Annotated in this window: 11 protein-coding genes; 7 read left to right on the top strand and 4 right to left on the bottom strand. The window is 68.0% G+C overall.

What is annotated here, in order from left to right; genetic code table 11:
• Nucleotides 1–6: 6 nt before the first annotated feature.
• The gene (locus NX784_RS14360; RefSeq protein WP_258817362.1) at nt 7–1,572 is read left to right on the top strand and encodes an alpha-N-arabinofuranosidase; all 1,566 of its coding nucleotides are present in this window, start codon (nt 7–9) and stop codon (nt 1,570–1,572) included.
• 38 nt (nt 1,573–1,610) lie between these two features.
• Here the strand turns inward: NX784_RS14360 and NX784_RS14355 are convergent, their stop codons facing one another.
• Nucleotides 1,611–4,226 (bottom strand): glycoside hydrolase family 3 C-terminal domain-containing protein, encoded by a 2,616-nt coding sequence (locus NX784_RS14355; protein WP_258817361.1) that lies wholly within the window; start codon nt 4,224–4,226, stop codon nt 1,611–1,613.
• Between the two features lie 327 nt (nt 4,227–4,553).
• On the opposite strand from NX784_RS14355, the gene NX784_RS14350 reads away from it, so the two are divergent.
• The 3 genes from NX784_RS14350 to galA all read left to right on the top strand — a co-directional run bounded on the left by NX784_RS14350 (nt 4,554) and on the right by galA (nt 10,154).
• Entirely contained in the window at nt 4,554–6,911 is a 2,358-nt protein-coding gene (locus tag NX784_RS14350) for a dockerin (RefSeq protein ID WP_258817358.1), read from the top strand.
• Nucleotides 6,912–6,980: 69 nt separating this feature from the next.
• Nucleotides 6,981–7,562, top strand: a complete 582-nt coding sequence (locus tag NX784_RS14345; RefSeq protein ID WP_258817357.1) for a VPLPA-CTERM sorting domain-containing protein — start codon at nt 6,981–6,983, stop codon at nt 7,560–7,562.
• A gap of 93 nt (nt 7,563–7,655) precedes the next feature.
• Entirely contained in the window at nt 7,656–10,154 is a 2,499-nt protein-coding gene (gene galA, locus NX784_RS14340; RefSeq protein ID WP_258817356.1) for a beta-galactosidase GalA, read from the top strand.
• A gap of 268 nt (nt 10,155–10,422) precedes the next feature.
• Here galA and NX784_RS14335 read toward each other — a convergent pair whose 3' ends face one another.
• Nucleotides 10,423–12,576, bottom strand: coding sequence for a glycoside hydrolase family 9 protein (locus tag NX784_RS14335; protein WP_258817355.1), 2,154 nt, complete (start codon nt 12,574–12,576; stop codon nt 10,423–10,425).
• Nucleotides 12,577–13,620: 1,044 nt separating this feature from the next.
• Between NX784_RS14335 and NX784_RS14330 the strand changes: the two genes are divergently transcribed.
• A complete protein-coding gene (locus NX784_RS14330; RefSeq protein ID WP_258817354.1) occupies nt 13,621–14,784 on the top strand; it encodes a helix-turn-helix domain-containing protein in 1,164 nt (387 codons plus the stop codon).
• A gap of 91 nt (nt 14,785–14,875) precedes the next feature.
• Here NX784_RS14330 and NX784_RS14325 read toward each other — a convergent pair whose 3' ends face one another.
• Both NX784_RS14325 and NX784_RS14320 read right to left on the bottom strand, forming a co-directional pair.
• On the bottom strand, nt 14,876–17,185 hold the full coding sequence (locus tag NX784_RS14325; RefSeq protein WP_258817353.1) for a PDZ domain-containing protein: 2,310 nt from the start codon (nt 17,183–17,185) through the stop codon (nt 14,876–14,878).
• Between the two features lie 8 nt (nt 17,186–17,193).
• Nucleotides 17,194–19,518: an alpha-L-fucosidase gene (locus tag NX784_RS14320; protein ID WP_258817351.1), complete on the bottom strand. Its 2,325-nt coding sequence runs from the start codon at nt 19,516–19,518 to the stop codon at nt 17,194–17,196.
• A gap of 273 nt (nt 19,519–19,791) precedes the next feature.
• Here NX784_RS14320 and NX784_RS14315 point away from each other — a divergent pair, with 273 nt between their 5' ends.
• Together NX784_RS14315 and NX784_RS14310 are read left to right on the top strand one after the other, a co-directional pair.
• Complete coding sequence (locus NX784_RS14315) at nt 19,792–22,950, top strand: bifunctional diguanylate cyclase/phosphodiesterase (protein WP_370662939.1); 3,159 nt, start codon at nt 19,792–19,794, stop codon at nt 22,948–22,950.
• Entirely contained in the window at nt 22,919–25,285 is a 2,367-nt protein-coding gene (locus tag NX784_RS14310) for a xanthine dehydrogenase family protein molybdopterin-binding subunit (protein ID WP_258817349.1), read from the top strand. The genes NX784_RS14315 and NX784_RS14310 overlap by 32 nt, the downstream gene beginning before the upstream one ends.
• Nucleotides 25,286–25,338 lie beyond the last annotated feature (53 nt).

The raw sequence follows: 25,338 nt of genomic DNA, 5'->3' as shown, positions 1-25,338 counted from the left end.
CCATCCATGACCAGCATGAAGAACACGACTTTATCTGTTCTTGCCGCCTGTGTGATGGCGGCGTCCGGTGCCACGGCCGCGGCGGTGGAGGTCGGCGTCACGATCGACGCGGCGAAGCCGGGTCCCGTCATCAGCAAATACGTCTACGGCCAGTTCGCCGAACACCTCGGCACCGGCATCTACGGCGGCCTGTGGGTCGGCCCGGACTCGACGATTCCCAACACGCGCGGCTGGCGCAACGACGTCGTGGCCGCGCTGAAGGCGCTTCACGTGCCCCTGGTGCGCTGGCCGGGCGGCTGCTTCGCGGACCAGTACCACTGGCGCGACGGCATCGGCCCGCGCGCGCGCAGGCCCATGCGGATCAACACGCACTGGGGCGGCGTCGACGAGGACAACGCCGTCGGCACGCACGAATTCTTCGACCTCGTCGAGCAGCTCGGCGCCGACGCCTACGTCAACGGCAACCTCGGCACGGGCACCGTGCAGGAAATGGCGGAATGGGTCGAGTACATGACGGCGAACGGCGCCTCCAGCCTGGCGCGGCTGCGTGCCCGCAACGGCCATCCGGCGCCGTACAAGGTCGCGTTCTTCGGCATCGGCAACGAGGCCTGGGGCTGCGGTGGCAACATGCGGCCGGAACAGTACGCAGACGCCTACCGGCGCTATGCGACGTTCCTGCATCCGGCAGGCGACACGCAATTCATCGCGGCCGGCGGCCACGACGACGACACGAGCTGGACGGATTACCTGAGCCAGCACATCTACGGCTGGGGCGTGCGTGCCCACGGCATCTCGTTCCACTACTACACGTCGCCCGGCGCGGACAAGAACGGCAAGTACGGCGCGACCGGGTTCGACGAAAGCCGCTGGATCGAGACCCTGAAGCAGACGCAGCGCATGGAGGGCTTCATCGCCGCCAACGTCGCGAAGCTGGACGCGCACGACCCGCAGAAGACGTTGATGTTCGCCGTCGACGAATGGGGCACGTGGTACGACGCGGAAGAGGGCAGCAAGTCGGGCTTCCTCCAGCAGCAGAACACGCTGCGCGACGGGCTCGTGGCGGCGCTCAATTTCAACATCTTTCACGCGCACGCGGACCGCGTGCGCATGACGAGCATCGCGCAGATGGTGAACGTGTTGCAGGCGATGGTACGCACGGATGGGGCGAGGATGGTGCTGACGCCGACCTATCACGTCTTCAGGATGTACGTGCCGTTCCAGGATGCCGTGTCGGTGCCCGTGCGGCTGGCGAACAATCCATCGTACGCGTTCGGCGACGTGGACATCCCCGCGGTCAGCGCGTCGGCGGCGCGCTCCAAGGACGGCAAGTTGGTCCTCGCGCTCGTCAACACGAACCCGCACGAGCAGGCGGATGTGACGGTGGCCGTGGGCGGCGCCGGCGCGCGTGGGGCGACGGGGGCGGTGCTGACGGCCGCCGCGATGGATGCGCACAACACGTTCGCGACACCGGCCGCCGTCGCGCCGGTGCCGTTCGATGCGAAGGCCTCAGACGGCCGGCTGGTGCTGCACCTGCCGGCGAAGTCCGTCGTGGTCGTCGCCGTGCAGGAATAACCCGGTCGTAGGGTGGGCACCCCGTGCCCACGCTACGGCTAGAACTGCGGCAGGCTTCGATGCCCCTTCACATCGACCTTCAGCCCGACGCCGGCGGCCTGGCCGCCCGGCTGTCCACCACCGACCCAGACGGTGCCCGGACCCGCCTCCACGCTGCGCTGGCCGGCCGCATCGACCGTGCTCAAGGCCTTGCCGTCGAGGTCGAACGTCAGGCGGCGCTTTTCTCCCGGTTGCAGCGTGACGCGGGCGAAGCGGACGAGGGTGCGGTTCGGCGCCGCGGAGGCCTTTGGCCGGGCGACGTAGACCTGCACCACCTCATCGCCGGCGCGCGCCCCGTCGTTCTTCACGTCGACGGCGACGTTCACTGCGCAGCCGGCGCACACCGCCTTCGGCGCCGGCGCCGCGAGCTTGTACGAGAAGTGCGTGTACGACAGGCCGTGGCCGAACGCGTACAGCGGCTCGCCCTTGAAGTATTTATACGTGCGGCCCTGCATGCCGTAGTCCTTGAACGGCGGCAGGTCGGCAGCGGACTTGTAGAAGGTCACCGGCAGGCGGCCGGCGGGACTGAAGTCGCCCGCGATCAGTTCGGCCACCGCCTGGCCGCCTTCGCCGCCCGGATACCACGCCTGGATGATGGCCGGGACGTGGCCCGCGGCCCAGTTCAGTGCGACGGCGCTGCCGCTCATGTTGACGAGCACCAGCGGCTTGCCGAGGGCGCCCAGGCGTTCCAGCAGCGCTTCCTGCGGGGCGGGCAGGTCGAGGCTCGTGCGGTCGCCGCCGGCGAAACCCGGTGCGTTGACCGACATCTCCTCGCCTTCCAGTTGCCACGTGAGGCCGGCGGCGTACACGACGAGGTCGGCGTTGCGGGCCGCTTCCAGCGCGGCCGTGTCGTCGAAGCTGGGCCGCGTCCATTGCAGCTTCTGCTCGCCGTCCCAGCCCAGTTGCCGGGCCTCGATCTCGATCTTGTAGACCTTGCCGGCCGCGAGTTCGACCGGCGTGTTGGACGTCGGCCAGGCGATGTCCCACAGGTCCGTGACGAGATGGCCGTCGATACGAATGCGATAGCCCTGGCCGCCCTTCAGGCGCAGGTGATGCGGACCGCTTTCGCCGGCGCGCAGGTAGCCGCTCCAGCGCGTCGAGGTCTTGCGGTCGAACCGGTCCGGCCAGCCCCACTGGAATGCCGCCTGCTTGCCCGTCTCGACCGCAGTGGGCGTGCCGGCCAGGTCGACGTTGCCGAACCGTTCCACCTTGACACCAGGATGGGCACAGTCCGCGTCCAGGCACATCGCGTCCGCGGGCACGTCCTGCAGCGGCGGCGCCACCCAGCCCGTGCCTTCGACGAACGTCACCTGAGCCTGTGGGAAGCGGGCGCGCAGGCCGGCCAGCACCGTGACGGGTTTCGACGGGGTGCCGCTGTAGTTGCCGAGCAGTGCATCGACGCTGTCGGCGTTGGGGCCGATCACGGCGATGCGGCGCGGTGTCGTCTTCAAGGGCAGCAGGCCGTCGTTCTTCAGCAGCACGAGCGACTGGCGTGCCGCTTCCAGGTTCAGGCGTTTGTCGGCCGGCGTGTCGTAGTCCTTGGCCGTGATGCCGGCAAACGGCTGCGGCTTGTCGAGCAGGCCCAGGCGGATGCGTGCTTCCAGCAGGCGCAGCACGGCGCGGTCGACGTCGGCCTCGGCCAGCAGGCCCTGCTTGACGGCGCGCACCGTGGTGGCGGGATTGGCCGTCGGGCTGCCGCCGAATTCGCACATCACGTCCGTGCCGGTCTTGATGGCCGCCGCCACCGCGCGCTCCGGTGTGTCGACGTAGTGGTGCGCCCAGTCCGAGTGGATGTCGGCGATGGCGCCGCAGTCGGACACGACGTGGCCCTGGAATTTCCACGTGTCGCGCAGCAGGTCCTTGAGCAGCGGGCCGTTGGCGCACGCTGGCATGCCGTCGACCGCATTGTAGGCGCACATGAGGGACAGCACATGCGCTTCCGTCACGGCGGCGTGGAACGCGGGCAGATAGGTTTCCGTCAAGTCGCGCGGGGAAGGATGGACGTCTTCGCGGTGACGGTCCGCTTCGGGCCCGCTGTGCACGGCGAAGTGCTTGACGGTGGCCGAGACCTTCGGCGCGCCCGCATCGGGACCCTGCAGGCCGCGGATATAGGCCACGCCCATGCGCGACGTCAGGTACGGGTCTTCGCCATAGGTCTCCTGGCCGCGGCCCCAGCGCGGGTCGCGGAAGATGTTCACGTTCGGCGACCATACCGTCAGGCCGCGGTACAGGTCGGAACCGCCGTCGGGATGCACGGTCTCCAGGTACTTGGCGCGGAATTCCGTGGCGACGGTATCCGCCACGCGCTCGACGAGCGCGTGGTTCCACGTGGCGGCCAGGCCGATCGCCTGCGGGAACACGGTGGCGTTGCCGGCGCGCGCGACGCCGTGCAGGCCTTCGCTCCACCAGTTGTAGGCGGGGATGCCGAGCCGCGCGATCGCGGGCGACGTGGATTGCAGCAGGCCGGCCTTTTCGTCCAGGGTCATGCGGGCCAGCAGGGCCTGGGCCCGTGCGGCGGGTGCCGCCTGCGCGGCGAGTACGGGCAGGGTGGGCAGGGCAAGCGTCAGCGCCACGGCCGCCGCGAGGGCGTTCCTGGCAAGGTGTCGAGAAGTCATATGCGTGTTCGAATGGGTTGTGGGCGGCGCACGATGCGCGCGCGAATGCTAGCACCGGCGCGGGCACGCGGCGCCGCTGCGTGACGGGGTCGGAAGATTTTTTCCACTGGCCGACGGATTTCATCATGCAGCGCCGGCGATTCCGGTATTTCGTTGGCAACTTGAGGTTTTTCGTCATTGCCGCGGGCCCGGCATGTTCACAGAATGTCTCCAACGCCGCGAGCATCGGACGATTTTCCGGCGGTCGGACACCGGCGATCGGGTGTGCCCGGGGGACGTGGCGCGCAAGGCCGGCACCTCATAACAATCATCATGGAGTACACAAGCATGCAGAAGATGCGACTCATCGCGCTCGCCGGCATCGTGGCGGGCCTGGCGGCCGGCTGCGGCGGCGGCGATGCCGATCATGGCAGCGGCAGCACCGTGCTCGCGGGCACCATCGGCGCCGCGAGCCCCACCATCAAGACGGCCCGGTTCGCGAGCGTGAAATTCGGCGGCGGCGGCTACGTGCCGGGCCTCATCTTCCACCCGACAAGCCCGGACGTGCTGTATGCGCGCACGGACGTCGGCGGCGCCTACCGCTGGGATGCGGCCACGAAGAGCTGGATCGCGATCACGGACGGCTTCGGCCCCGACGAGGGCGGCTACCACGGCAGCGAAACGATGGCGCTCGACCCGAACGACGACCAGCGCGTCTACATGAGCGGCGGCATGTACGACTCGGCCGATGGCCACGCGCGGCTGTACATCTCCACCGACCGCGGCGACCACTGGACCCACGTCGAACTGCCGTTCTCCGCGGGCAGCAACAACCAGGGGCGCGCCGTCGGCGAACGCCTGATGGTCGATCCGAACGACCCGACCATCCTGTTCTACGGCACGCGCACGGCCGGCCTGTGGAAGAGCACGGACCGAGGCCAGACGTGGAGCCAGGTAACGTCGCTGTCGCCGGCGAAGATGACCCAGGCGCAGGTCGACGCGACCTACTGGAGCAGCCCGGTCGGCGTGGAGCAGGTGATCTTCGACACCAACACCAAGGGCACCGGCAGCGCCACGCAGACCATCTACACCGCGGTGGCGCCGGACTACGCGGGCGTGGCGGGCCTGAACTACGCGCTGTACAAGACGACCGACGGCGGCGCGTCGTGGACCGGCATCGCGACCCCGGCGGACGTAGCGGGCTTCGTCATCCCGCACATGGTGCGCGCCAAAGATGGCGTGATGTACGTGGCGTTCACGAAGGGCATCGGCCCCGGCGCGAACGGCCCGGCGCGGCTGTACAAGTTCGACGGTACGAACTGGACCCTGCTGAAGCGCTACGACGACACCCAGTGGTCCAGCTTCGGCATGGGCGGCCTGTCGGTGTACGGCACGGGCGCCAACACGCGCATCGCGCTGGGCGTGACCAATTCGTGGGGCAACTGGCAAGGCCAGTCGGTCGTGCAGTTGTCCGACGACGGCGGCGCCACCTGGCGCGAAATCGCCGCGATGATGCCGCACGTTCCGGCCGACGGCGGCTTCTCGGGCTGGGTGGACGACGTCGAGATCGACCCGAACAACAAGGACCGCATCCTGCACGTGACGGGCGGCGGCGTGGTGGAGACGCGCAACGCGTCGGATCCGACGCCCACGTGGACCTTCCCCAACGACGGTATCGAGGAAGTCGCGTCGAAGGCCCTGATGACGCCGCCGGCGGGCGCAAACTACACGCTGCTCCGTAGCGGCCTCGACGTCGGGACCTTCGTGCAGACGGAACTCACCAAGCACCCGACGCGCGCGCCTGGGGGCTTCAGCAGCACGTTCGGCGTCGACACGGCATGGTCCAACCCGGCCTATATCGCCACCATCGGTGCCGCGACCTGGGGCCAGCCGGACAACCTCGGCGCCTACTCGATGGACTCCGGGGTGACCTGGGCCGCGTTCGCGACCAACCACCCGGACGCGAAGGCGCACCAGTCGGAAACGGCCAGCATCGCCGTCACGAAGGCCGGCAACGCGGTGTGGGCGCCGGCGGAATCGGTGCCGGCGTGGACGGCCGACAACGGCAACACGTGGACCTACACGAACCTGCCCGCGCTGCCCAGCGCCGGGATCTCGCGCGGCTACCACGTCGTGGCCGACCGCAAGAACCCGAACAAGGTCTATGCGTACGACTCGGGCGGCTCGTGGTGGATGCAGTGGGGCGGTGCGACGCACTTCTTCACGTCCACGGACGGCGGCCACACGTTCACCGAAAGCACGACGTTCGCGACCAGCGGCGCCTCGCTGAATTCGTTCCAGGAGACGTCGGTCGCCGTCAACCCGAACGCGGAAGGCGACGTCTGGGTGGTGGACGGCTTCACCATCCTGCACTCGACCGACTCGGGCGCGCACTGGACCAAGCTGAACGTGACACAGTCGATCCCCGACCCGAACAACTACTTCCAGCCGAAGATCTTCGGCGCCACGTCGATCGCCCTCGGCAAGGCGCCCGTCGGCGCGAAGTACTCGGCGTCGATCTACATCGCGGGCGTGATCAGCGGGCAGTGGGGCTTGTACCGCTCGGATGACGGCGGCGTGAACTGGACCCGCTACAACGACGACTTGCACCAGTACGCCGGCATCGGCCTTCTCGCCGCCGACCAGACCGTGCCCGGTCGCGTGTACTTCGCCGGCGCCGCCCGCGGCGTGCTGTTCACCTACTGATGCACGCGCCGGTCCCGCGCATCGGGCGCGGGACCGGCTTGCGAATCCAATCGATACGGAGACATTCCAATGACACTGAAAGCAATCCTGGCCGCTCTCGCACTGGGCGTCGCGGCCGCCAACGCCGGCGCCACCGTCCTGACGTTCGACAGCCTGACCGAGTCGATGTACGGCGACGGCTTCCCGCTGGCCGCCAACATGCACTACGACGGTACCAACCTCGTGTACGAAGAGTCGGGCTTCCGCGTCACGCTGAACGCGCCGGGCGCGGCAGCCGGCGCGGCCCACGTCGGCGACGGCACGTTCGACTCGCAGACCTACAACTGGCACGACGGCTTTGAAAACGGCGCCAACACCTTCGTGACGCTGACCCGCATCGGCGGCGGCCAGTTCGACCTGCGCAGCTTCGACTATTACACGGTCGGCGGTGCGCTGTCGACCGACGGCACACTGCAGGCTTTGCTGCAAGGCGGCGGTACCTGGGACACGGCGCTGAACGGCATCACCGAGCTGCGTTTCACCTCGGGCGCGGCCAACGCGATCGCCAACGTCGACGTGGACGCCGCGAGCACCGTGCCGCTACCCGGCACACTGCCGCTGCTGATGGGCGGCATGGCCGCCTTCGGTCTCGCGCGCCGTCGCCGGGTCTGATCCGCACGCCGCAATGGCACGCGCAGGCTACGTGCCTGATGCCAGTCAGTCCGCGCTGACTGGCATTTTTTCATAGTCGACCATACCCCCACGATGAACCGCTTATCGATTCTTGTTGTCCTGACCCTGTGTCTGGCCGCGCTGCACCCTGCGGTGCGGGCCGCATCCGCCGGCACGGCGTCTCCCGCCGCGTTGCGGCAAACCCTGTCGCTGGACGAGGGATGGCGGTTCCACCTCGGCGACATCGCGCGCGATTCGTTCGCCGGCGGCCAGGGCGTCAACCTGTACGGGCCGGACATCACCTATCACGGCGCGAAGGCGGGCAGCGCCTGGGGCGCGGCGGCGCGCGGCTACGACGACAGGGGCTGGCAGCGGGTCGACCTGCCGCATGACTGGGTCGTCGAGCAGCCGTTCGACGAGAAGGCCCTGAAGCAGCAGGGCTATCGTCCGCGCGGCATCGCGTGGTACCGGCGCACGTTCACGCTGCCCGCGTCCGATCGCGGCAAGAACATCGAGCTGCAATTCGATGGCGTGGCGACGCACTGCACCGTCTACTTCAACGGCACCGAAGTCCATCACAACTTCAGCGGCTATGCGTCGTTCCAGATCGACGTGACGCCGATGGTGCGCTACGGCGACGGCGCCATCAACACGGTCGCCGTGCGGGTGGATGCCGAGGACACCGAGGGCTGGTGGTACGAAGGCGGCGGCATCTATCGCCACACGTGGCTCGTCAAGCGCAGCCCGATCCACATCGCCACCGACGGCGTGTATGCCAATCCCGTCAAGGATGTCCGTGGAGGCTGGGTGATTCCCGCCGAGGTCACGCTGGCCAATACCGGCGTCGGCGTCGCCTCGGCCGCGGTGGACGTCGGGGTATTCGATGCCGCGGGCCGGCGGGTCGCGGGCGGCCGCTCCGCCCCGGTGCGTATCGCCCCCGAGGGCGCCGCGGTGGTGAAGGTCGCCGTGCCGGTGACGGCACCGCGGCTCTGGTCCGTGGATGCACCGACTCTCTACACGGTGCGGACCACCGCGCTGCGCGATGGCACGCCGGTGGACGCCGCGGATACGCGCGTCGGATTCCGCACGATCCGCTTCGATGCGCACAAGGGCTTCCTGCTCAACGACCAGCCCCTGAAGCTCAAGGGCACCAGCAATCACCAGGACCACGCGGGCGTCGGCGTCGCCGTGCCGGATGCGCTCTGGGACTTCCGCCTGCGCAAACTGAAGGAGATGGGCTCGAACGCCTACCGCACGGCGCACAACCCGCCTGCGAAGGAATTGCTCGACGCCGCCGACCGCCTGGGCATGCTCGTGATGGACGAGACCCGGCACTTCAACGCCTCGCCGGAATACCTTGAACAACTCCGGTGGCTCGTGCGCCGCGACCGCAACCACCCCAGCGTGATCCTGTGGAGCCTGTTCAACGAGGAGGGGCTCGAGGTCAACGAAGAGGGCATGGAGATCGCGCGCGTGATGAACGCGGTGGTCAAGCAGCTGGACACCACGCGGCCCACGACCGGCGCGCAGAACAAGGGACAGCTCGGGCCGGACGGCAAGGCGAACCCGAAGAACGCCGCGCAGAGCCTGGACGTCGTCGGCATCAATTACCAGGCCGACGACTACGACAGGATACGCGCGGCCTATCCCGACAAGCCCATCGTCAGCACGGAAGACACGTCCCAGGTCATGACGCGCGGGGAGTACACGACCGACTGGGCGAAGGTCGTGGCCTCGTACGATGACGTCTATCCGGGTTGGGCGGCGACCAGCACGGCCCGCGGCGCATGGGAAGCGATTGCCCGGCAGCCGACGTTCGCCGGCGGCTTCTCCTGGACGGGGTTTGCCTACCGCGGCGAACCGACGCCCTACGGCTGGCCGTCCGCGAGTTCGCACTTCGGCGCGCTGGACCTGTGCGGCTTTCCGAAGACCGAGTTCTACGTGCGGCAGGCGCTGTGGGTGAAGGACAGGCCGGTGCTGACCCTGGTGCCGCACTGGAACTGGGCGGGCAAGGAGGGGCAACCGATCAAGGTGCTGGCGGCGACGAACGCCGACACGGTGGCGCTTTACCTCAACGGCAAACTCGTCGGGGACAAGAAGGTCGATCCCTTCAAGATGGTCGAGTGGCAGGTGCCCTGGGCCCCAGGCCGGCTCGAAGCGGTCGCGCAGAAGGATGGACGCAACGTCGCGCGCTTCGCCGTGGAGACTACCGGGGAGCCCGTGGCGTTGCGACTCACGCCGGACCGGAACGCGCTGTCCGGCGATGGCCGCGACGCCGTCCCGGTGACTGTCGAGGCCATCGACGCGCAAGGCCGGCCCGTGCCCACCGCGAACCTCGCCGTCGCGCTGGAAGTCAGTGGCCCCGGTGCGATCATCGGCGTCGGCAATGGCGACCCGAACAGCCACGAGCCGGAGAAAGCCAGCAAGGTCACGATGTACAACGGACTGGCCCAGGTTATCCTGCAGGGGCGGCGCGCCGGCTCGGGCAGTCTCGTCCTGCGCGCCGCGTCGGGCGGCCTGAAGCCGTTCGAGACTACGATCGACGTCCGGGCCGTACCGGCGCTCCCGTCGGTGCCGGTTGTGGCGGAATAGCTCCGCCACGTCGTCCAGCGCCGTGCCGTCGGTGCCGGCAAGGATGACGTCGCGGGCTCGGTAACCGGCGGCGGGGCCGCGATCCTTCTTCCCCAACGCTGACCCAGCGGACAAAGGACGGCGTGCCATTACGTCGATCGCTTCAACGCGTGCCCGTTGCCTGCAGGCGGCGGAAGGGGCGCCAGCCCGGCAGCGGAGGCTGTCCGCTGCGCGGGAAGGCGCCACCCGCCGTTATGGAGCAACGATCCGTGCGGGGCTCATGGACGACTCACTTCACGAAGCGCGCCAGCAGGCGGATGTATGCCACCTGGTAACCATTCGAGGGCTCGGAGATCGACCACGAGTTCAGCGGCCAGCCGGTGTTGAAGTCGAGGTAGGACTTCGTACCCGGTTGGCCGTACGGCGGCGTCGGACGGGTCGAGCCGCATTGCGACGACACGTTCGGGCAGCCGGGATCCCAGTTCCACTGGTCGCCGGCCGGGCCGCCGACCAGATACCCCGGCGCCGGGCCGTAGAGCGAGTTCTTGGCGTCATCCCATTTGGTGCCGTCGAAGAACCAGGTGTGCCAGAGCTGGTTCACCGAATTTTCGGCGCCGAAGCTGTACATGTTGCTGAGATAGACCTTGCCCAACGGATTCACGCCGTGCAGGTAGTGCACGTAGTCGAGCGCGGCGCTGGCGTCCTGGTCGGCCGTGTGGGTGCTGATCCCGTAATAGCTTTCTTCCGCGAACAGCGTGCCCTCGTTGGCCTTGGTCGAGTTGCTGGCCCAGGTGTAGCCGGTCTTCGCGCGGTATGCGTCGCGCTGCGCATCGATGGCCCCCCAGTTGTCGTAGTCGGAGCGGTTCATCATGCCGATGTACTGCTGGCGGATCGCACTGGCCGTGGTCGCGGTCGCACCGGGCAGCGAAGCGTAGTACAGGAAGGGGCGTGCACTGCCCGCGCTGTACCCCGACAGCGACCAGTTCTTGTACCAATCTGCCGAGGTGTAGTGTGCGTCGACATAGTCGCGGTAGGCGGTATTTCCAGTGAGGGCGAACAGCTTGATGGCCGCCACCATGCGCAGTATCACGCGCCCGGCGTCATCGGTCTCCTGCTGGCCGACGCCGAGGCCGGCGGTGCCGTGGTTGCCATCGTTGTTGTAGAAGATCACACTGGGGTTCGCCACTGCCCAGTTATAGGCATTGATGGCGCGCTGCTGCAGGTCTTGTACATACGACGTCAGCGACGAATTGTTCAGGCTTCCCAGGACCTTGGCGCCCTCCGCGAAGGCCGCGGCCGCCGCCAGCGTGGCCGACGTGCTGGCATCGCCGTAATAGCTGGGGCTGGTGTCGGCCGATGGCGGGCTGGCACCGCCGACGCCGACGATCGACAGCACCGAGCCGTCGGCGTTCTGCAAGCGCTTCAGGTAGTCCAGGCCATACTTCGCTTCGTCGAGGATGTCCGGGATGCCGTTGTACGACTCGGGGATGTTGAAGTCGTCGGTAAAGACCGTCGGATTCTGGACATAGGCGTCCATCAACTCCTGGGCATAGCCGGCTTCCCAGCTGGTGTACTTGTTGAAGTCACCGGCGTCGGCCCAGCCGCCGTGCACGTCGCGCGCGGTGGCCGCGTTGTTCTTGTCGAGGAAACGTCGCGCCTGCGGATCCTGTCCCGGCCCCATGTTGCTGGCGCCGTCGGCCCAGTTCGCACCGGCATTGCCCACGCTCTTCTCTTGGCCGAGGCGCTGGTAATAGAACATCCGTACGGCCTGGATCAGCACGTTGCGGTAGGGGTTGTCGTTGATCACGAAGCGCGCCGAGCGCGCGCCGCCGGAATCGACGATCTCGTACGTGCCCGGTGTGGTGACGCTGCTGAAGTCGAAGTACCACACCTGGTCGCCCGAGTCGGGGTCGGTGGCCCGGTTGTTCCATTCCGTCGGCCAGAAGGTCATCACGCTGGCGCCGGTGTCGGAGTTCACCACACTGAGCTGCTGGGGCCAGAAGCTTGGGCCGCTCGCATCGAAGCCGACCTTGGGTGTGCGCAGCACCGCGATTTTCCTGGCGTTGGTCGGGTAGCCGAACTGGTCGACCTTGATGAACTTGCCGGCATTGGCGTCCGGTGCCGGCCAGATTTTGAAGGTAAAGTTCTGGGTGGTTTTCGCGCCGCAGGAGTTGGTGAAGGTGGCGGTGGCCGTGCAGGTGCTGGCGCTGGTGCCGCCGTTGGTGAGCTTGACGGTCTGTTCGCGGGAGGAGCCCGAGGTGCCGCACCCGCTCCATGACCAGGTGCCGTTGAATGGCTGCGGTCCGAGAACGACGGTCGTGCCTGTGTTCACCGACGCGGAGGACTGCGTCGTCCATGCGGTGGTACCGTTGATGTTGAGGTAGGGAGTGATCGCACTGGGCTGGCACGTCTGGGCCCATATTGGCGTGCTCCATGCTGCCATTGAAAGCAGCAGGCTTTTCTTGATGTCCATATTACTCCGTTAGGGTGAAATCAAGCTGGGCTCGTGACGCCCCAACGATCGCCAGGGCACGACTTCAACGGCCAGCCGTCGTTGAAGCCGGTGGAAATGTCGTCGATGTTTTCGCGGAGCGCGCTGCGCATTGCTCCGGCTCGATGTCGCGGCCCTGGCGCCGATGTCCAGAGTCGTCGCCTGCGCTACGGTCCCGCGGCACGGGCGGTACTGTCGGCGTGGCTCTGTGTGTCGGGATAGCCCGAACTGACGGACCAGCCGAAGAAGCGATGGAGGGATTGCGCGCGCCGGCGACGAGGATAGGCAGGCGGCCAGTAAACTATTTATACTGTTTATGCGCATGGCATCCATGGCCTTTCTGGTTAGGCGTTCGATGCTAGCACCGTGCTTGCGTGTCGAGATCCCCCTCGTGGAATCTCGTTCGCCACATTGATGGATTTCATAAGCTTATTGATGGCCTGGCGCTCGTTTTTTTCGGCATTGCTTCCGTTGGGAAGCGCGCCGTGCCGGCGGGCAACGGTGCGCACATGGTCACGCTGCGCACATGGCAATCAGGGAAGCCACGAAATAGGGCGAGCTGCGGCCAGCATGTTGCATCGGTTGCTCGACGGCGCCGATCGCGAGTGCAATCGGATTCTCGTGCCACCTGCGGGCATCAATGTCGTCGCGTGGCAACCGGTTTGCCGGCGCGTGCGACTGCAGCGGGACCGAGATCGCGTGTCGTTGCGGACTTGCAACAGTGCAACGCTTGCTTGCGGTGTTTAAACGGGAGCTTAAACGCACGTCTCGCGAATACCAGGAGCGCGTCGGACGGGCCGCGGCGGCCCGCCCGGGCGCCGCCACCGAGGCCGGCACTCAACGTTCGGCCAAGTGGGCGCCGGCTGCCAGCCAGGCCGACTTCCTCGACAGATGCGCACGCGACCTGTCATCATACCGATGGCGCGGAGGCAAGTTTGCCCCTGGCGGTGAAGATGACATCGGTCAGCGTAGAAGTGTCGAGGTGGCAATACTGTCATGCAGAGTTTTTACAATAAGGCGATCGCGGGGCTATTGGGTCTGGTGGTGGCAAGCGTTCTCATCGGTTATGTCTGCCTGCATTTGACGTATCTCCGTCTGCCGCTCTTGCCCGCCGCGGAAAGCGGCCTGCAGTGGCAGAGCGAACCAGGCGCGGATAACGGGCAATCGACGGTCAAGTTGCTCGACGACGCTGCCACACTCAGTTATGAGTTCACCGTCGTGAAGGCGGTCGAGTACCCTTACTCCAGGGTGGAACTGGCGTTTCGCGACCGTGCCGGGAGGCCCGCCCTCGTGGATCTGTCGCGCTACAGCACTGTTTCCTTCGACATCAAATGCGCGCCGTCCAATACCCTGCAATTCGGGCTCCTGATGCCTGAAGACCATGTCTCTACACCGGGCGATTACACCACCTATCGTCTGCCATACGCCTACTTCATCTGCAACGAGCGCGGTGACCGCGTCGAGATCGATCTGGCGCGCCTCAGGACCGACCAGTGGTGGTTTTACGCGTTCAAGATGAACCTGGCGCAACAGGACTACAGGCGCAACAAGATCGCAAAGATATCGATAAGCAGTACGTTTCAAAGTCCATATCGGGTCTTGTCCAAGGTCCGGATCAAGGACATGGTCTTGCTCGGCCGTGACATGCACTACATGTATTTGTTTGGCGGCTTTTTGATCATTGCATGGCCCGCTTATGGTCTGTGGTTCTTCCGGCGGTACCCGCGCGTCTTGCGCGCGGAGGTGAAGGACAAGATGCGACGGGATATCCCCCTCGTCGCCTACCAGCAGCTTTCCCGCGACCTCCACAAGGACAGGGAGCAGAGCACCATTCTGCGGTTCATGGCGACGGAATACGTCAACCCGGAACTCGATGTCGAGACCATGGTGAACGAGGTCGGCCTCAGCCGTAACAAGATCAACGAGATACTCAAGGCCGAGCTGGGCTTTACTTTCTCCACCTATCTGAACAAGCTCAGATTGACCGAGGCGGCCCGCCTGTTGGGTGAAAAGGAAGATACCAGCGTAGCGGAAATCGCCTATGCCGTCGGCTACCGGAACGTCTCTTATTTCAACAAGCTGTTCAAGGAAGAATACGGCTGTACGCCGAAGACCTTCAGAAAGCTGCGCGACAACGCGCCCGACAGTACCGGATCGTGACCCCCCGGTCACGCTTGCGGCAGCGTGGGGCCCGGCGCCGCGTCGTGTCTGGATTCCTGTCCGAGGAAGGCCGTGATTGGCCGATAGGACATTACGGACGTGGCGCGGGCAAGCGCATCTGCGCCTGGTTGCGCACGACGACGAGCTCGCGCGCGCCTGACGTCCCCGCATCCAGCCACGCCTGGAGCGCCGCCATGTCGTCCAGCGCCGCGCCATCGACGGCGCCGACGATGACGTCGCGCGCGCGGTAGCCCGCGGCGGCGGCCGCGCTGCCCGGCTGCACCGCCAGCACGAGCACGCCGGCGATGCGGCCCAGGCCGGCGGCCGATTGCTCGCCCGCCGTGCGCACGTCCTTCACCGTCATCCCGGCATACGCGCGTGGCGCGGTCTCGATCTCTGCTTCGGCAGGAGCCGGCGCCGCGAACGACGGCTTCCGCGCCAGCGCCTTCAGGCGGGCAGGGCGCACGCCGAAGTCGCTCATCGAAAAATTCACGAAGCCGATGCGGGCGGCGGCCGCCGCATTTGTCACGGTATAGTCCCCGGCCAGCGGTGCGGCAAAGACGGGATCGCCCACGATCGACCCGGCATCCGTGCCGCGCGCCTGCGCCGCCGTCAGCGCCGCCGCTGTCGTGAACAGGTTGCGATCCACGCTGCGCCCCCAATGGCGGATGTCAATCGGCTGGTAGGGCGCCATCACGACGTTGCGCTCGAAGACGTCGCCGCTGGCGTCGAACCACACGTGGGGATGGAAGGTGTTGTTGACGAAGATGTTGTTGCGCACGACGCGGGCGAACCCCTCGCGCAGCTTCAGGCCGCCGGACAGCAGCAGGTTGGAGTCGATCACGTAGTTCGACGCGCCGTCGTCGAGGTCGACGTCCCAGCCGTGGTCGCAGCGGAAGCGGTTGTACTGCATGACGATCGGTTCCACCGCGTCCAGCAGCGCGAGACCGGGTTCGGCCGCGACGCGCCGGTCCATCTCGGCGCGGTCCGGATGCCAGTAGCGGTCGCGCCCCCAGCTGTTGAACGCGCCATGGTCACCGGATTCCAGTACCGTGTCGAACACGTCGTTGTGCGTGATGCGGTGCCCGCCCCAGTTGCCGTCGCCGATGTTGATGCCGGCACGCGGCACGTGGTAGATCGAATTGTGGTCGACGGTGATGCGAGCGGACATGGAAATCTCCACGCCTGCGGCCTGCTTGTCGATGGTGCCGACGTCGTGGATCAGGTTGTCCACCGCGGACGAATCGTGCGGGTAGTCGTCGGACGCCGGCCCTGGTGTGCGGTCGATCTTGTCCAGGTCCAGCTGTTCATGGTATTCGAACAGCGGAGAGCGCACGGCCTCCGGCCGCCCGACGAACGCGATCGCCGTGGCGCCGATGCCGTGGATGTGGTTGCCCGTGACGGCGATGCCCGCAGCGCGCCCGTTGACGACGACGGCCTGGCCGCCCAGGTCCGTGAACTCGCCGTCGGCGATGCGCACGTCGCGCGCGTGTTCCACCGTGACGGCGCCGCTCCTGGCGAATTTCCAGTCGGAGCGCAGCAGCGGCTCCAGCGCCTGCAGCACGGTGGGCTCCGCGCGCGTGAACACGAGGTTGCGCAGCGCGACGTCGTGCACGTCGCCGCGCCGTCCGGCGATGCGCACGAGCGTGTCCAGCGCGCCGGCATGAAAGCCGCGCGCCGGCGGACGACCCGGCGTCACGGGCTTCAGGTACAGCCAGCCGGCTGCGCGGTCGTGGAACCACTCGCCCGGCGCGTCCAGTTCCTCGAACACGTTCTCGACCCAGCGCGCGGTCGTGCTGGGCTCCATGGCGCGGTTGTTGGCCACCTGCGGGCCGTAGCGGAGCGCGCCGTTCGCGTCCTTGCCGAGGATCGGGACCTGCACGCCGCCCCAACCAAGGCCATGCAGCGCGTGCAGGACGGCGCCCGCGGGGTCGTGCCAGCCTGCCACGCGTGCCGGTGAGGTGGCGTCGGCGGCGCCGATGAGGGCGTCGGGGTCCGGGCCGACGTTCGGATAGCGTGCGCGCACCAGTCGCCGGTCGTCCAGCCACAAGCGCTGGAATGCCGGGCCGGTGTAACGGGCGCGCCAGATGCCGTCGCGCCACGGTTCCCAGCGGAGCGGGGGCAGGGCCGGTGCGCCGCTGAGGATCACGCGTGCGCCGGGCGCGCCCACCAGTTCGAATGGATGGCCGGGCCGGCCGGACAGGCGCTCGTCGATGACGATCGTTTCCGCCAGCACGTACGTGCCGGGGACCAGCGTGATGCGGTCGATGCGCTTGTCGGCGCGCGCCCGCTCCAGCGCGGCGGCGAGGGTGCGCGGATCGTGCACGGTGACGGTCGCGGCGCTCGCTCCCGCGCCGTGGAGCGCGACGGCGATGGCGATGGTCAGCAGGCGTGGTGTCATGGCAAGGATCAGTCCTGGTCGGCCGGGATGACGGTCAGCTCGGCCGCGTTGGCGCCGCCCGTATGCCACACATCGTTGATCGCCGTGAAGCGGAAGAAGCGGGCGTCCACGGGGGCGAAGCGCGCCGTCTGCCAGTCCGGATTGTTCTGGATGTTGGAGAACGTGCCTTGCGCGACGGCGGTCTGCCACTGCACGCCGTCCATGCTCGTCTCGAAGCGGTAGTTCACGACGGTGCCGAGGACTTGTCCATCCTGGCGCGGCAGGTAGGCCAGGCCGGCGATGCGGCGTGCCGCGCCCATGTCGATCGTGATCGATTTCGGGCCCTTGTCGGCGTTGTTCCAGCCCGTGTCCCAGAACGTGGCGGGATTGCCGTCGACGGCCAGCGCCGCGTGGCCGGCTGGATCGACGTCCACGGCCGCGACCTTCCAACCGCGCGGCGACAGGCCGACGAAGGAGCGCGTGCCGACCACGCCCAGGCGTCCGCCGGGCAGCAGGCGCGCCGCCTTCACGACGGCGTTGCCGGGCAGCGGGATCGGCGCGCGGTACACGGGCGAGGCCGCGGTGGGCGCCGACCCGTCGACCGTGTAGACGATCGTCCCGCCGCCCGGATGGCTCAGGTGCACGGCGCCGTCGGCATCGCGGTCGGCGATGGCGGGCGGCAGCAGGTCCACCGCCTGCTTGTACAGGCCGACCTCGGCCAGCGTGGGCGCCAGGCGCGCGCCCGTGATGCGGATGCGCACGCGGTCCGTCGTCACGGGGTTCGCCAGGCGGATCAGCCGGCGGTGGCCGACCGTCGTCGTCACGTCGGCCGGGTGCAGCGCGGGCGTCGTCCAGGCGGCGCCGTTCCACGTCTCGATGGCGAACGACTCGACGCGCTGGCCGCGGTGATCGACCGCTTCCTGCAGCGACACGACGTCGAACGTCGCCCGCCGCGGCAGGGTCAAGGTCAGCGTACCGTCCGTGCGGCCGGGCGCCGCTTCCCACCACGTGTCGAGGTTGCCGTCCAGGACGGCGGCCGGGCCGTGCCGCGGCGCGGCGTGGTCGGCGGCCACCTTCGCGCCGCGCGCCAGGTTGACGGCGAACGTGTCGCGCACGATTTCGCCCATCTGGCCGAGCGTCGTGACCTGGTCGTCGGGTACGAGCCCGCGGTTGTCGGGCGACAGGTTCAGGATCAGGTTGCCGTTGCGCCCGACCGATGAATAAAAGATGTCCACCAGTTGCGTGACGGGGCGCGGCCGCTTGTCGCGGGCCCAGAACCATTGGCCGTTGCCGAGCATGGTGACGTTGGTCTCCGCCGGATACCACCACAGGTGCGAGCCAGGGACGAGTTTCGCCCTGCTGCCCAGGTCGCCGTCCGTCATGTCGGGCCAGCGGAAGTCGGCGGGCGCGTTCGGCAGCGGCACGACGCTCCATTCCGTCGGGCGGCCGTAGCCGCTCTCGCTGCCGACCCAGCGCACGTCCGGGCCCTTGCCCATGATGACGGCGCCCGGCTGCAGCTTGCGAATCAGGTCGTACCAGGCCGTGTAATCGTACGTCTCGGCCACGCTGGGGTCGGGATTGGCGCCGTCGAACCACACCTCATCGACGGGCCCGTACTGCGTCAGCAGCTCGTACAGCTGGTTCAGGAAGTAGCGGTTGTAGTCGTCGACCTCGTACGTGAACGTGCCGAAGCCGGGCGTCGGCGCGCGGCCCTGCGCGGGGTCGCTCTGGAAGCGGGCCGGATCCGTCGGGATGACGGACGTGCGTTTCGGGCTGCCGTTGCCGTAGTAGCCGGCGGGATTGGCCGGGTTCGTCTTCAGCTGGTACAGGTCGGCGGGGGACAGGTAGATGCCCAGCTTGACGCCGGCGGCGCGGGCAGCGTCGGCGACCTCGCGCACGAGGTCGCCCTTGCCGCCGCGCCAGGGACTCGCGGCCGACGAATGCGCCGTATAGCGCGAGGGCCACATGGCGAAGCCGTCGTGGTGCTTGGCCACCAGCACGAGCATCTTGCCGTCCAGCTGCTTGACGGCGCGGAGCCACTGGCTGGCGTCCAGTTGCGTGGGGTTGAAGATGGCGGGGTCTTCCTTGCCGCTGCCCCATTCCACGCCGTTGAAGGTATTGACGCCGAAGTGCAGGAAAAACGTGCGCTCCAGCCGCATCCATGCGGACTGGTTCGGCCTGGGCAGGACCTTGGCCGCTTTTTCGGCCACGATGGCCGGGGTGTCGCCGGCGGCAATCACCTGTTCCGTCGCATAAGGCACGGGCGCGGCCATGCCGGAAGAACAGGTGCCTGCGAGCGCCAGGCCGAGGGCCGCGCGGGCCCATGTCGTCGTGTTGGAGAGTAGGGTAATCATGATGTCGGGGTAAAAAGTCGCGTGCCGATTCTGTGATCACGGACACGGCCGCGCAAGTGCGAAATTCATCAATGGGGACACGAAATTCCGGACGGTAGCGCAATGCCAACGTGGCGGTCTGGTAACGGTTATCGCTACCAAACCTAGCACAATCGAAAAACTTGTGACGTACGGCAATTGTTGCGTGCATAATCCGAACATAACTCTAACTACTTGATTTGCCACATTAGTTGTCGTGCCGGCCACAAGCGGGTCGGCACCGCATCCCACGCCATGGCCTTCCTATCCAGAGTTGCCTTGTCCGCACTGCCGGCGCGCCTCGCCCGGCTGTATGGCCGTTCGTTGTACACCGCACTGCTCGTGCTGGTGTCCGGCGGCCTGGGCGTGCCTGCCGTCGTGGGCGGCTACCTCTTGATCGGCGTGCAGGAGCAGCAGGCGGCGCGCCGCGAACTGGACGACACCTTGCAGCGCAACGCCGACATCCTCGCGCTCGGCATGCAGGAATCGCTGTGGAACATGAACGTGGACGCCGCGCGCTCGCTCGTCGATTCGCTGATGCGCGACCCGGCCGTCGTGCACGTGCACGTGGGCGCGCAGGTCGAGGGCGATTTCATCGACCGCCGCGCCGTCGCCGCGCCAAGCGGGCACGTGCTGCGGGCGGAGCGCGACGTCGTCGTGCACGGGCAGCCGATCGGCCACGTGGCCGTCGAGATGGACGACAGCCGGAGCCAGCAGTCGCTGCGCGCGAAGCAGGCGCGGTACGCGCTCGTGCTGGCCGTCCAGCTGGGCGTGTCGCTGCTGCTGATCCTGATCCTGCTGCGGCGCCGCCTGCTTGCGCCGCTGGGCACGTTGATGAGCTTTTCCGACCGCCTGTCGCGCGGCAAGTTCGACGCACCGCTCGCGCTGTCGACGAATGACGAGCTGGGCCGCCTCGGCGGGCAGCTCGAGCGCATGCGGATCGCGATCGGCGACCTGTTCCAGGACATCGGCCGGCGCGAGGAACGCTTCCGCACGATCGTCACGCAGGTGCCGGGCGCCGTGTTCCGGGCCCGCCCGGGCGGCCTGATCGACTTCGTCAGCGATGCCATCGAAGAGATTTCCGGCTACCCGGCGAGCCGCTTCATCGGTGCGCACACGGACACGTGGGCCGACGTGATCTGCGCGGAAGACCGCAAGCTGCAGCGGCACTTCATCAAGGACGCCGTGCTGGCCGCGCGTCCGTACGAGATCGAGTACCGCATCCGCGACGCCGCCGGCATCGAGCGCTGGGTGCTGGAGAGCGGCCAGCCGGTCGGGTTCGAAGGCAATGCCGTGTTCTGGATCGACGGGATCATCTCCGACATCAGCGAGCGCAAATACAACGAGATGCGCATCGAGGCACTGCTGGCCGAGCAGGGCGCCGTGCTGGACAACGTCATGTTCGGCATCCTGTACGTGCGCGAGCGCCGCGTCGTGTCGACCAACCGCCGCTTCGACGAATTGTTCGGCTACGCGGAGGGCGAGCTGGTGGGCGACCCGATCGGCGTGCTGTTCCCCACCGTCGACGACTACGCGCAAGGCCTGGACGCCGCGACGCCCGTGCTGGCGGGCGGCGGCGATTTCAGCGACGACCGCGCATTCCGGCGCCGCGACGGCAGTCTGTTCTGGTGCGCCGTCAGCGGCCGCGCGCTGGACCCGGAACGCCACGACGACGGCAGCATCTGGGTGTTCGCCGACATCACGGAGCGGCGCCAGGCCGAGGAAAAGCTGCGCCTGTCGGCCACCGTGCTGGAACATATCGCGGACGGCGTGATGGTGATCGACGTGCATGGCCGGATCGTCGCGACGAATCCCGCGTTCACGCAGATTACCGGGTACACGGAGAGCGAGGCGGTCGGCACGCATTCGAACCTGACGCGCATGATGGGCGACGACGCGGGCCTGCACGAGGCGCTGTGGGCCGGCCTCGCGGAGGCGGGCTTCTGGCGCGGCGAGATCCACAACCGCCGCAAGAACGGCGAAGCCTACCTCGAGTGGCTGACCGTGTCGGCCGTGCGCGACGACCACGACGCCGTCACGCACTATGTCTGCGTGTTCTCCGACATCACGAAGGTCAAGGAATCGCAGGACAAGCTCGATCACCTGGCGCACCACGACCCGCTCACGGGGCTGCCGAACCGGCTGCTGTTCCACGATCGCCTGCAGCACGCGATGGTACGCGCGGCGCGCGACGGCCGCCAGCTCGCGGTGATGTTCATCGACCTGGACCGCTTCAAGACCGTCAACGACACCTTGGGCCACCACATCGGCGACGAGCTGCTGAAACAGGTCGCGGGCGAGCTGGCCCAGTGCCTGCGTGCGGGGGACACGCTGGCGCGCCTGGGCGGCGACGAATTCATCGTGCTGCTGGAAGACGTCGACGGCGCGAGCGGCGCGCGCCACGTCGCGGAGAAGCTGATGCGGCTGTTCGAGCGGCCCGTCGTCGTCTCCGACTACGAGCTGTTCGTCACCGGCAGCGTGGGCATCAGCCTGTTCCCGCACGACGCCGTCGACATGAACGTCCTGATTCGCAATGCCGACGTGGCGATGTACCAGGCCAAGGCGCGCGGCCGCAACGGCTACCAGCTGTACGTGCCGTCGATGGACGGCGACGGCGCCGAGCGCCTGCGCATGGAAGGCCTGCTGCGGCGCGCGATCGAACGGGGCGAGATCCACCTGCACTACCAGCCGCAGGTCGACATCGACACGGGCCGGCTGACCGGCGCCGAGGCCCTCGTGCGCTGGCACAGCCCGGAACTGGGCCACGTGCCGCCCGTGCGCTTCATCCCGCTCGCGGAGGACATCGGCTTCATCGGCCAACTGGGCGCCTGGGTGCTGGAACAGGCGTGCCGCCAGGTGGTATGCTGGGAGTCTGCTGGACTGCACGTGCCGAAGATCGCGGTGAACCTGTCCGGGCGCCAGTTCGACCGCGGCAGCCTGGCGCCGCTCGTCGCGCGCGTGCTGGCCGACACGGGCCTCGCGCCGCAGCGCCTGCAGCTGGAGGTGACGGAATCCGTCATCATGAATACGTCCGATGCGCTCCAGTACATCAACGACCTGCATGCGCTGGGCGTGGAACTGGCGATCGACGACTTCGGTACCGGGTATTCGTCGCTCGCCTATTTGAAGCAGCTGCCGGTGCAGACGTTGAAGATCGACCGCAGCTTCATCAAGGACATCCCGGCGGACAAGGACGACGAGGCGATCGCCGTCGCCATCGTCCAGCTGGGCAAGAGCCTGGACCTCGCGGTGATCGGTGAAGGCGTGGAGACGGCCGAACAGGCCGCATTCCTGCTGCGTCACGGTTGCCGGCGCGCGCAGGGGTATCTGTATGGCCGGCCGATGGCGCCGGGCGAATTGCTGGACACATGGAGGGAGGACGATGCGGGACACGAGCGGACCAGGTTCGGATAAGGACGGGCGCGAACCGGTACCCGGCGTGCGCGGCGCGCGCAAGGGCCGGCGCCGGTTCCTGCTCGGCGGCCTGGCTGCGGGTGCCACGCTCGTCGTGGGTTGGGGTGTCGCGCCGCCGCGCCAGCGCCTGCGCGCGACGGCGGGCAGTGCCGTGCATGACGCGGGCACCGTCGCGTTGAACGGCTGGGTCGCCATCGCGTCCGACGGCACCGTCGACGTCGTCGTTCCGCGCAGCGAGATGGGGCAGGGCGTGCACACGGCGCTGCCGATGCTGCTGGCCGAGGAACTGGACGCGCCTTTGGCCTCCGTGCGCGTCGTGCAAGCCCCCATCGACAAGATCTTCGCGAACCTCACCGTGCTGCGCGACACGCTGCCGTTCCATCCGGACGACCTGGGCAACGTGCCGCAGGGCGCGCGCTGGATCGCCGGCAAGGTGGCGCGCGAGCTGGGCATCATGTTCACCGGCGGTTCATCGAGCGTGAAGGATGCGTGGCCGACGATGCGCGCGGCGGGTGCCGTCGCCCGCGCGATGCTGCTGCGCGCCGCCGCGGAACAGTGGAAGACGAACGTCGATACCCTGACCACACGCGACGGCATGGTCGTGCATCCGGATGGACGGCGCGCACCGTACGGTCTGCTGGCCGCGCGTGCGGCAGCGCTGGGCGGCAGCATAGCTGCGTCCGACGTGCCCCTGAAGACGCCCGCGCAATTCACCCTGATCGGCAAGCCGCTGCCGCGGCGCGATGCGGCGTCCAAGGTCAACGGGCAGGCTCGCTTCGGCGTCGACGTGCGGCCCGAAGGCCTGCTGTACGCGGCGCTGCGGATGGCGCCCGTGCTGGGGGGCGGCGTCGGCGGGTTCGAAGCGGATGCGATCGCCGCAATGCCCGGCGTCGTGAAAGTGGTCGACGTGTCGGCCGCACTCGCGCCGTTGTCCGGCGCGGGGGCCGGCGTCGCCGTCGTGGCCGAGGGGTGGTGGCAGGCGAAGCAGGCCGCTCTCGCGCTGCCCGTGCGCTGGACCGTCAGTCCGCACGCGGCGCTGTCGAGCGAGTCCGTGTTCGCGGGCTTCGCGCAAGCGCTCGACCGCGAGTCGGGCTACACGTATTTCGAGTCCGGCAGCCCGGATGCGCCGGCACCGGCGGGCGCGCGCACCGTGCAGGCCGAGTACCGCGCGCCGTTCCTCGCTCACGCGACGATGGAACCACAGAACTGCACGGCGCAAGTCCTGAACGGCAAGGTCAAGCTGTGGGCGCCCACGCAGGTGGCCAGCATCGCCGTGGACGTGGCGGCGAAGGTTGCCGGCGTGTCGCGCGACGACGTGAGCATCGAGGTGACGATGCTGGGCGGCGGCTTCGGCCGGCGCCTCGAGACGGACATGGTGGCGCAGGCGGTCGCCGTCGCGATGCAGACGCGCGGCCGGCCCGTCCAGCTGATCTGGACGCGCGAGGACGACACGGGCCACGACGTCTACCGCCCGGCCGCGCTCGCGCGCTACACGGCGTGTGTGGGTGCGGACGGGCGCGTGCTCGCGTGGGACAGCAAGCTGGCCAGCGGCGCCATCGGCCACCAGTACTTTCCGCGCAACCTCGGACTGCCCGGCGTCGGTCCGGACAAGACGACGGCCGAAGGCGAATACGACATGCAGTACGCGATCGCGAACCGGCGCAGCCGCCACGTGGCCGTGGAAAGCATTGTCCCCATCGGCTACTGGCGCTCGGTGGGCCACTCGCACAACGCGTTCTTCAAGGAGAGCTTCGCCGACGAACTCGCGCACGCGGCCGGCCAGGACCCGGCAGCATGGCGGCGCGCGCTGCTGAAGGACCATCCGCGCCACCTCGCGGTGCTGGACGCCGCCCTCGCGCGCGCAGGCACGCCGGCGGCAGGGCGCGCGCACGGCCTCGCCGTGCACCAGTCGTTCGGCACGGTCGTTGCGATGGTGGCGGAGGTGTCGGTGGCGGAGGTGCCGCTGGCGGAGGTGCCGCTGGCGGACAAGGACATCCGCGTGCACCGGGTCGTGTGCGCCGTCGACTGCGGCATCGCCGTGAATCCGAACATCGTCGCGCAGCAGGTGGAGTCGAGCGTCGTGTTCGGCCTGTCGGCCGCGCTGGCGGGCGAGATCACGTTCGCGAACGGCCAGCCGCAGCAGACGAATTTCGGTGACTATCCGGTGCTGAGGATGGCGCAGGTGCCGGACGTCGAGACGATCGTCATGCCCAGCGCGGCGCCGCCGGAAGGGATGGGCGAACCCGCGGTGCCGCCCGTCGCGCCGGCCGTGGCGAATGCCGTGTTCAAGTTGACGGGGCAGAGGTTGCGTAGCTTGCCGCTGCGGCTCGCGTGACGTTTCCGTAGGGTGGACGGGAGACCCGTCCACCCTACATCACCGCAATGCCG

The organism is Massilia pinisoli (assembly GCF_024753285.1).
Classification (GTDB): domain Bacteria; phylum Pseudomonadota; class Gammaproteobacteria; order Burkholderiales; family Burkholderiaceae_D; genus Telluria; species Telluria pinisoli.
This window is presented reverse-complemented; position numbering and strand designations above follow the sequence as displayed.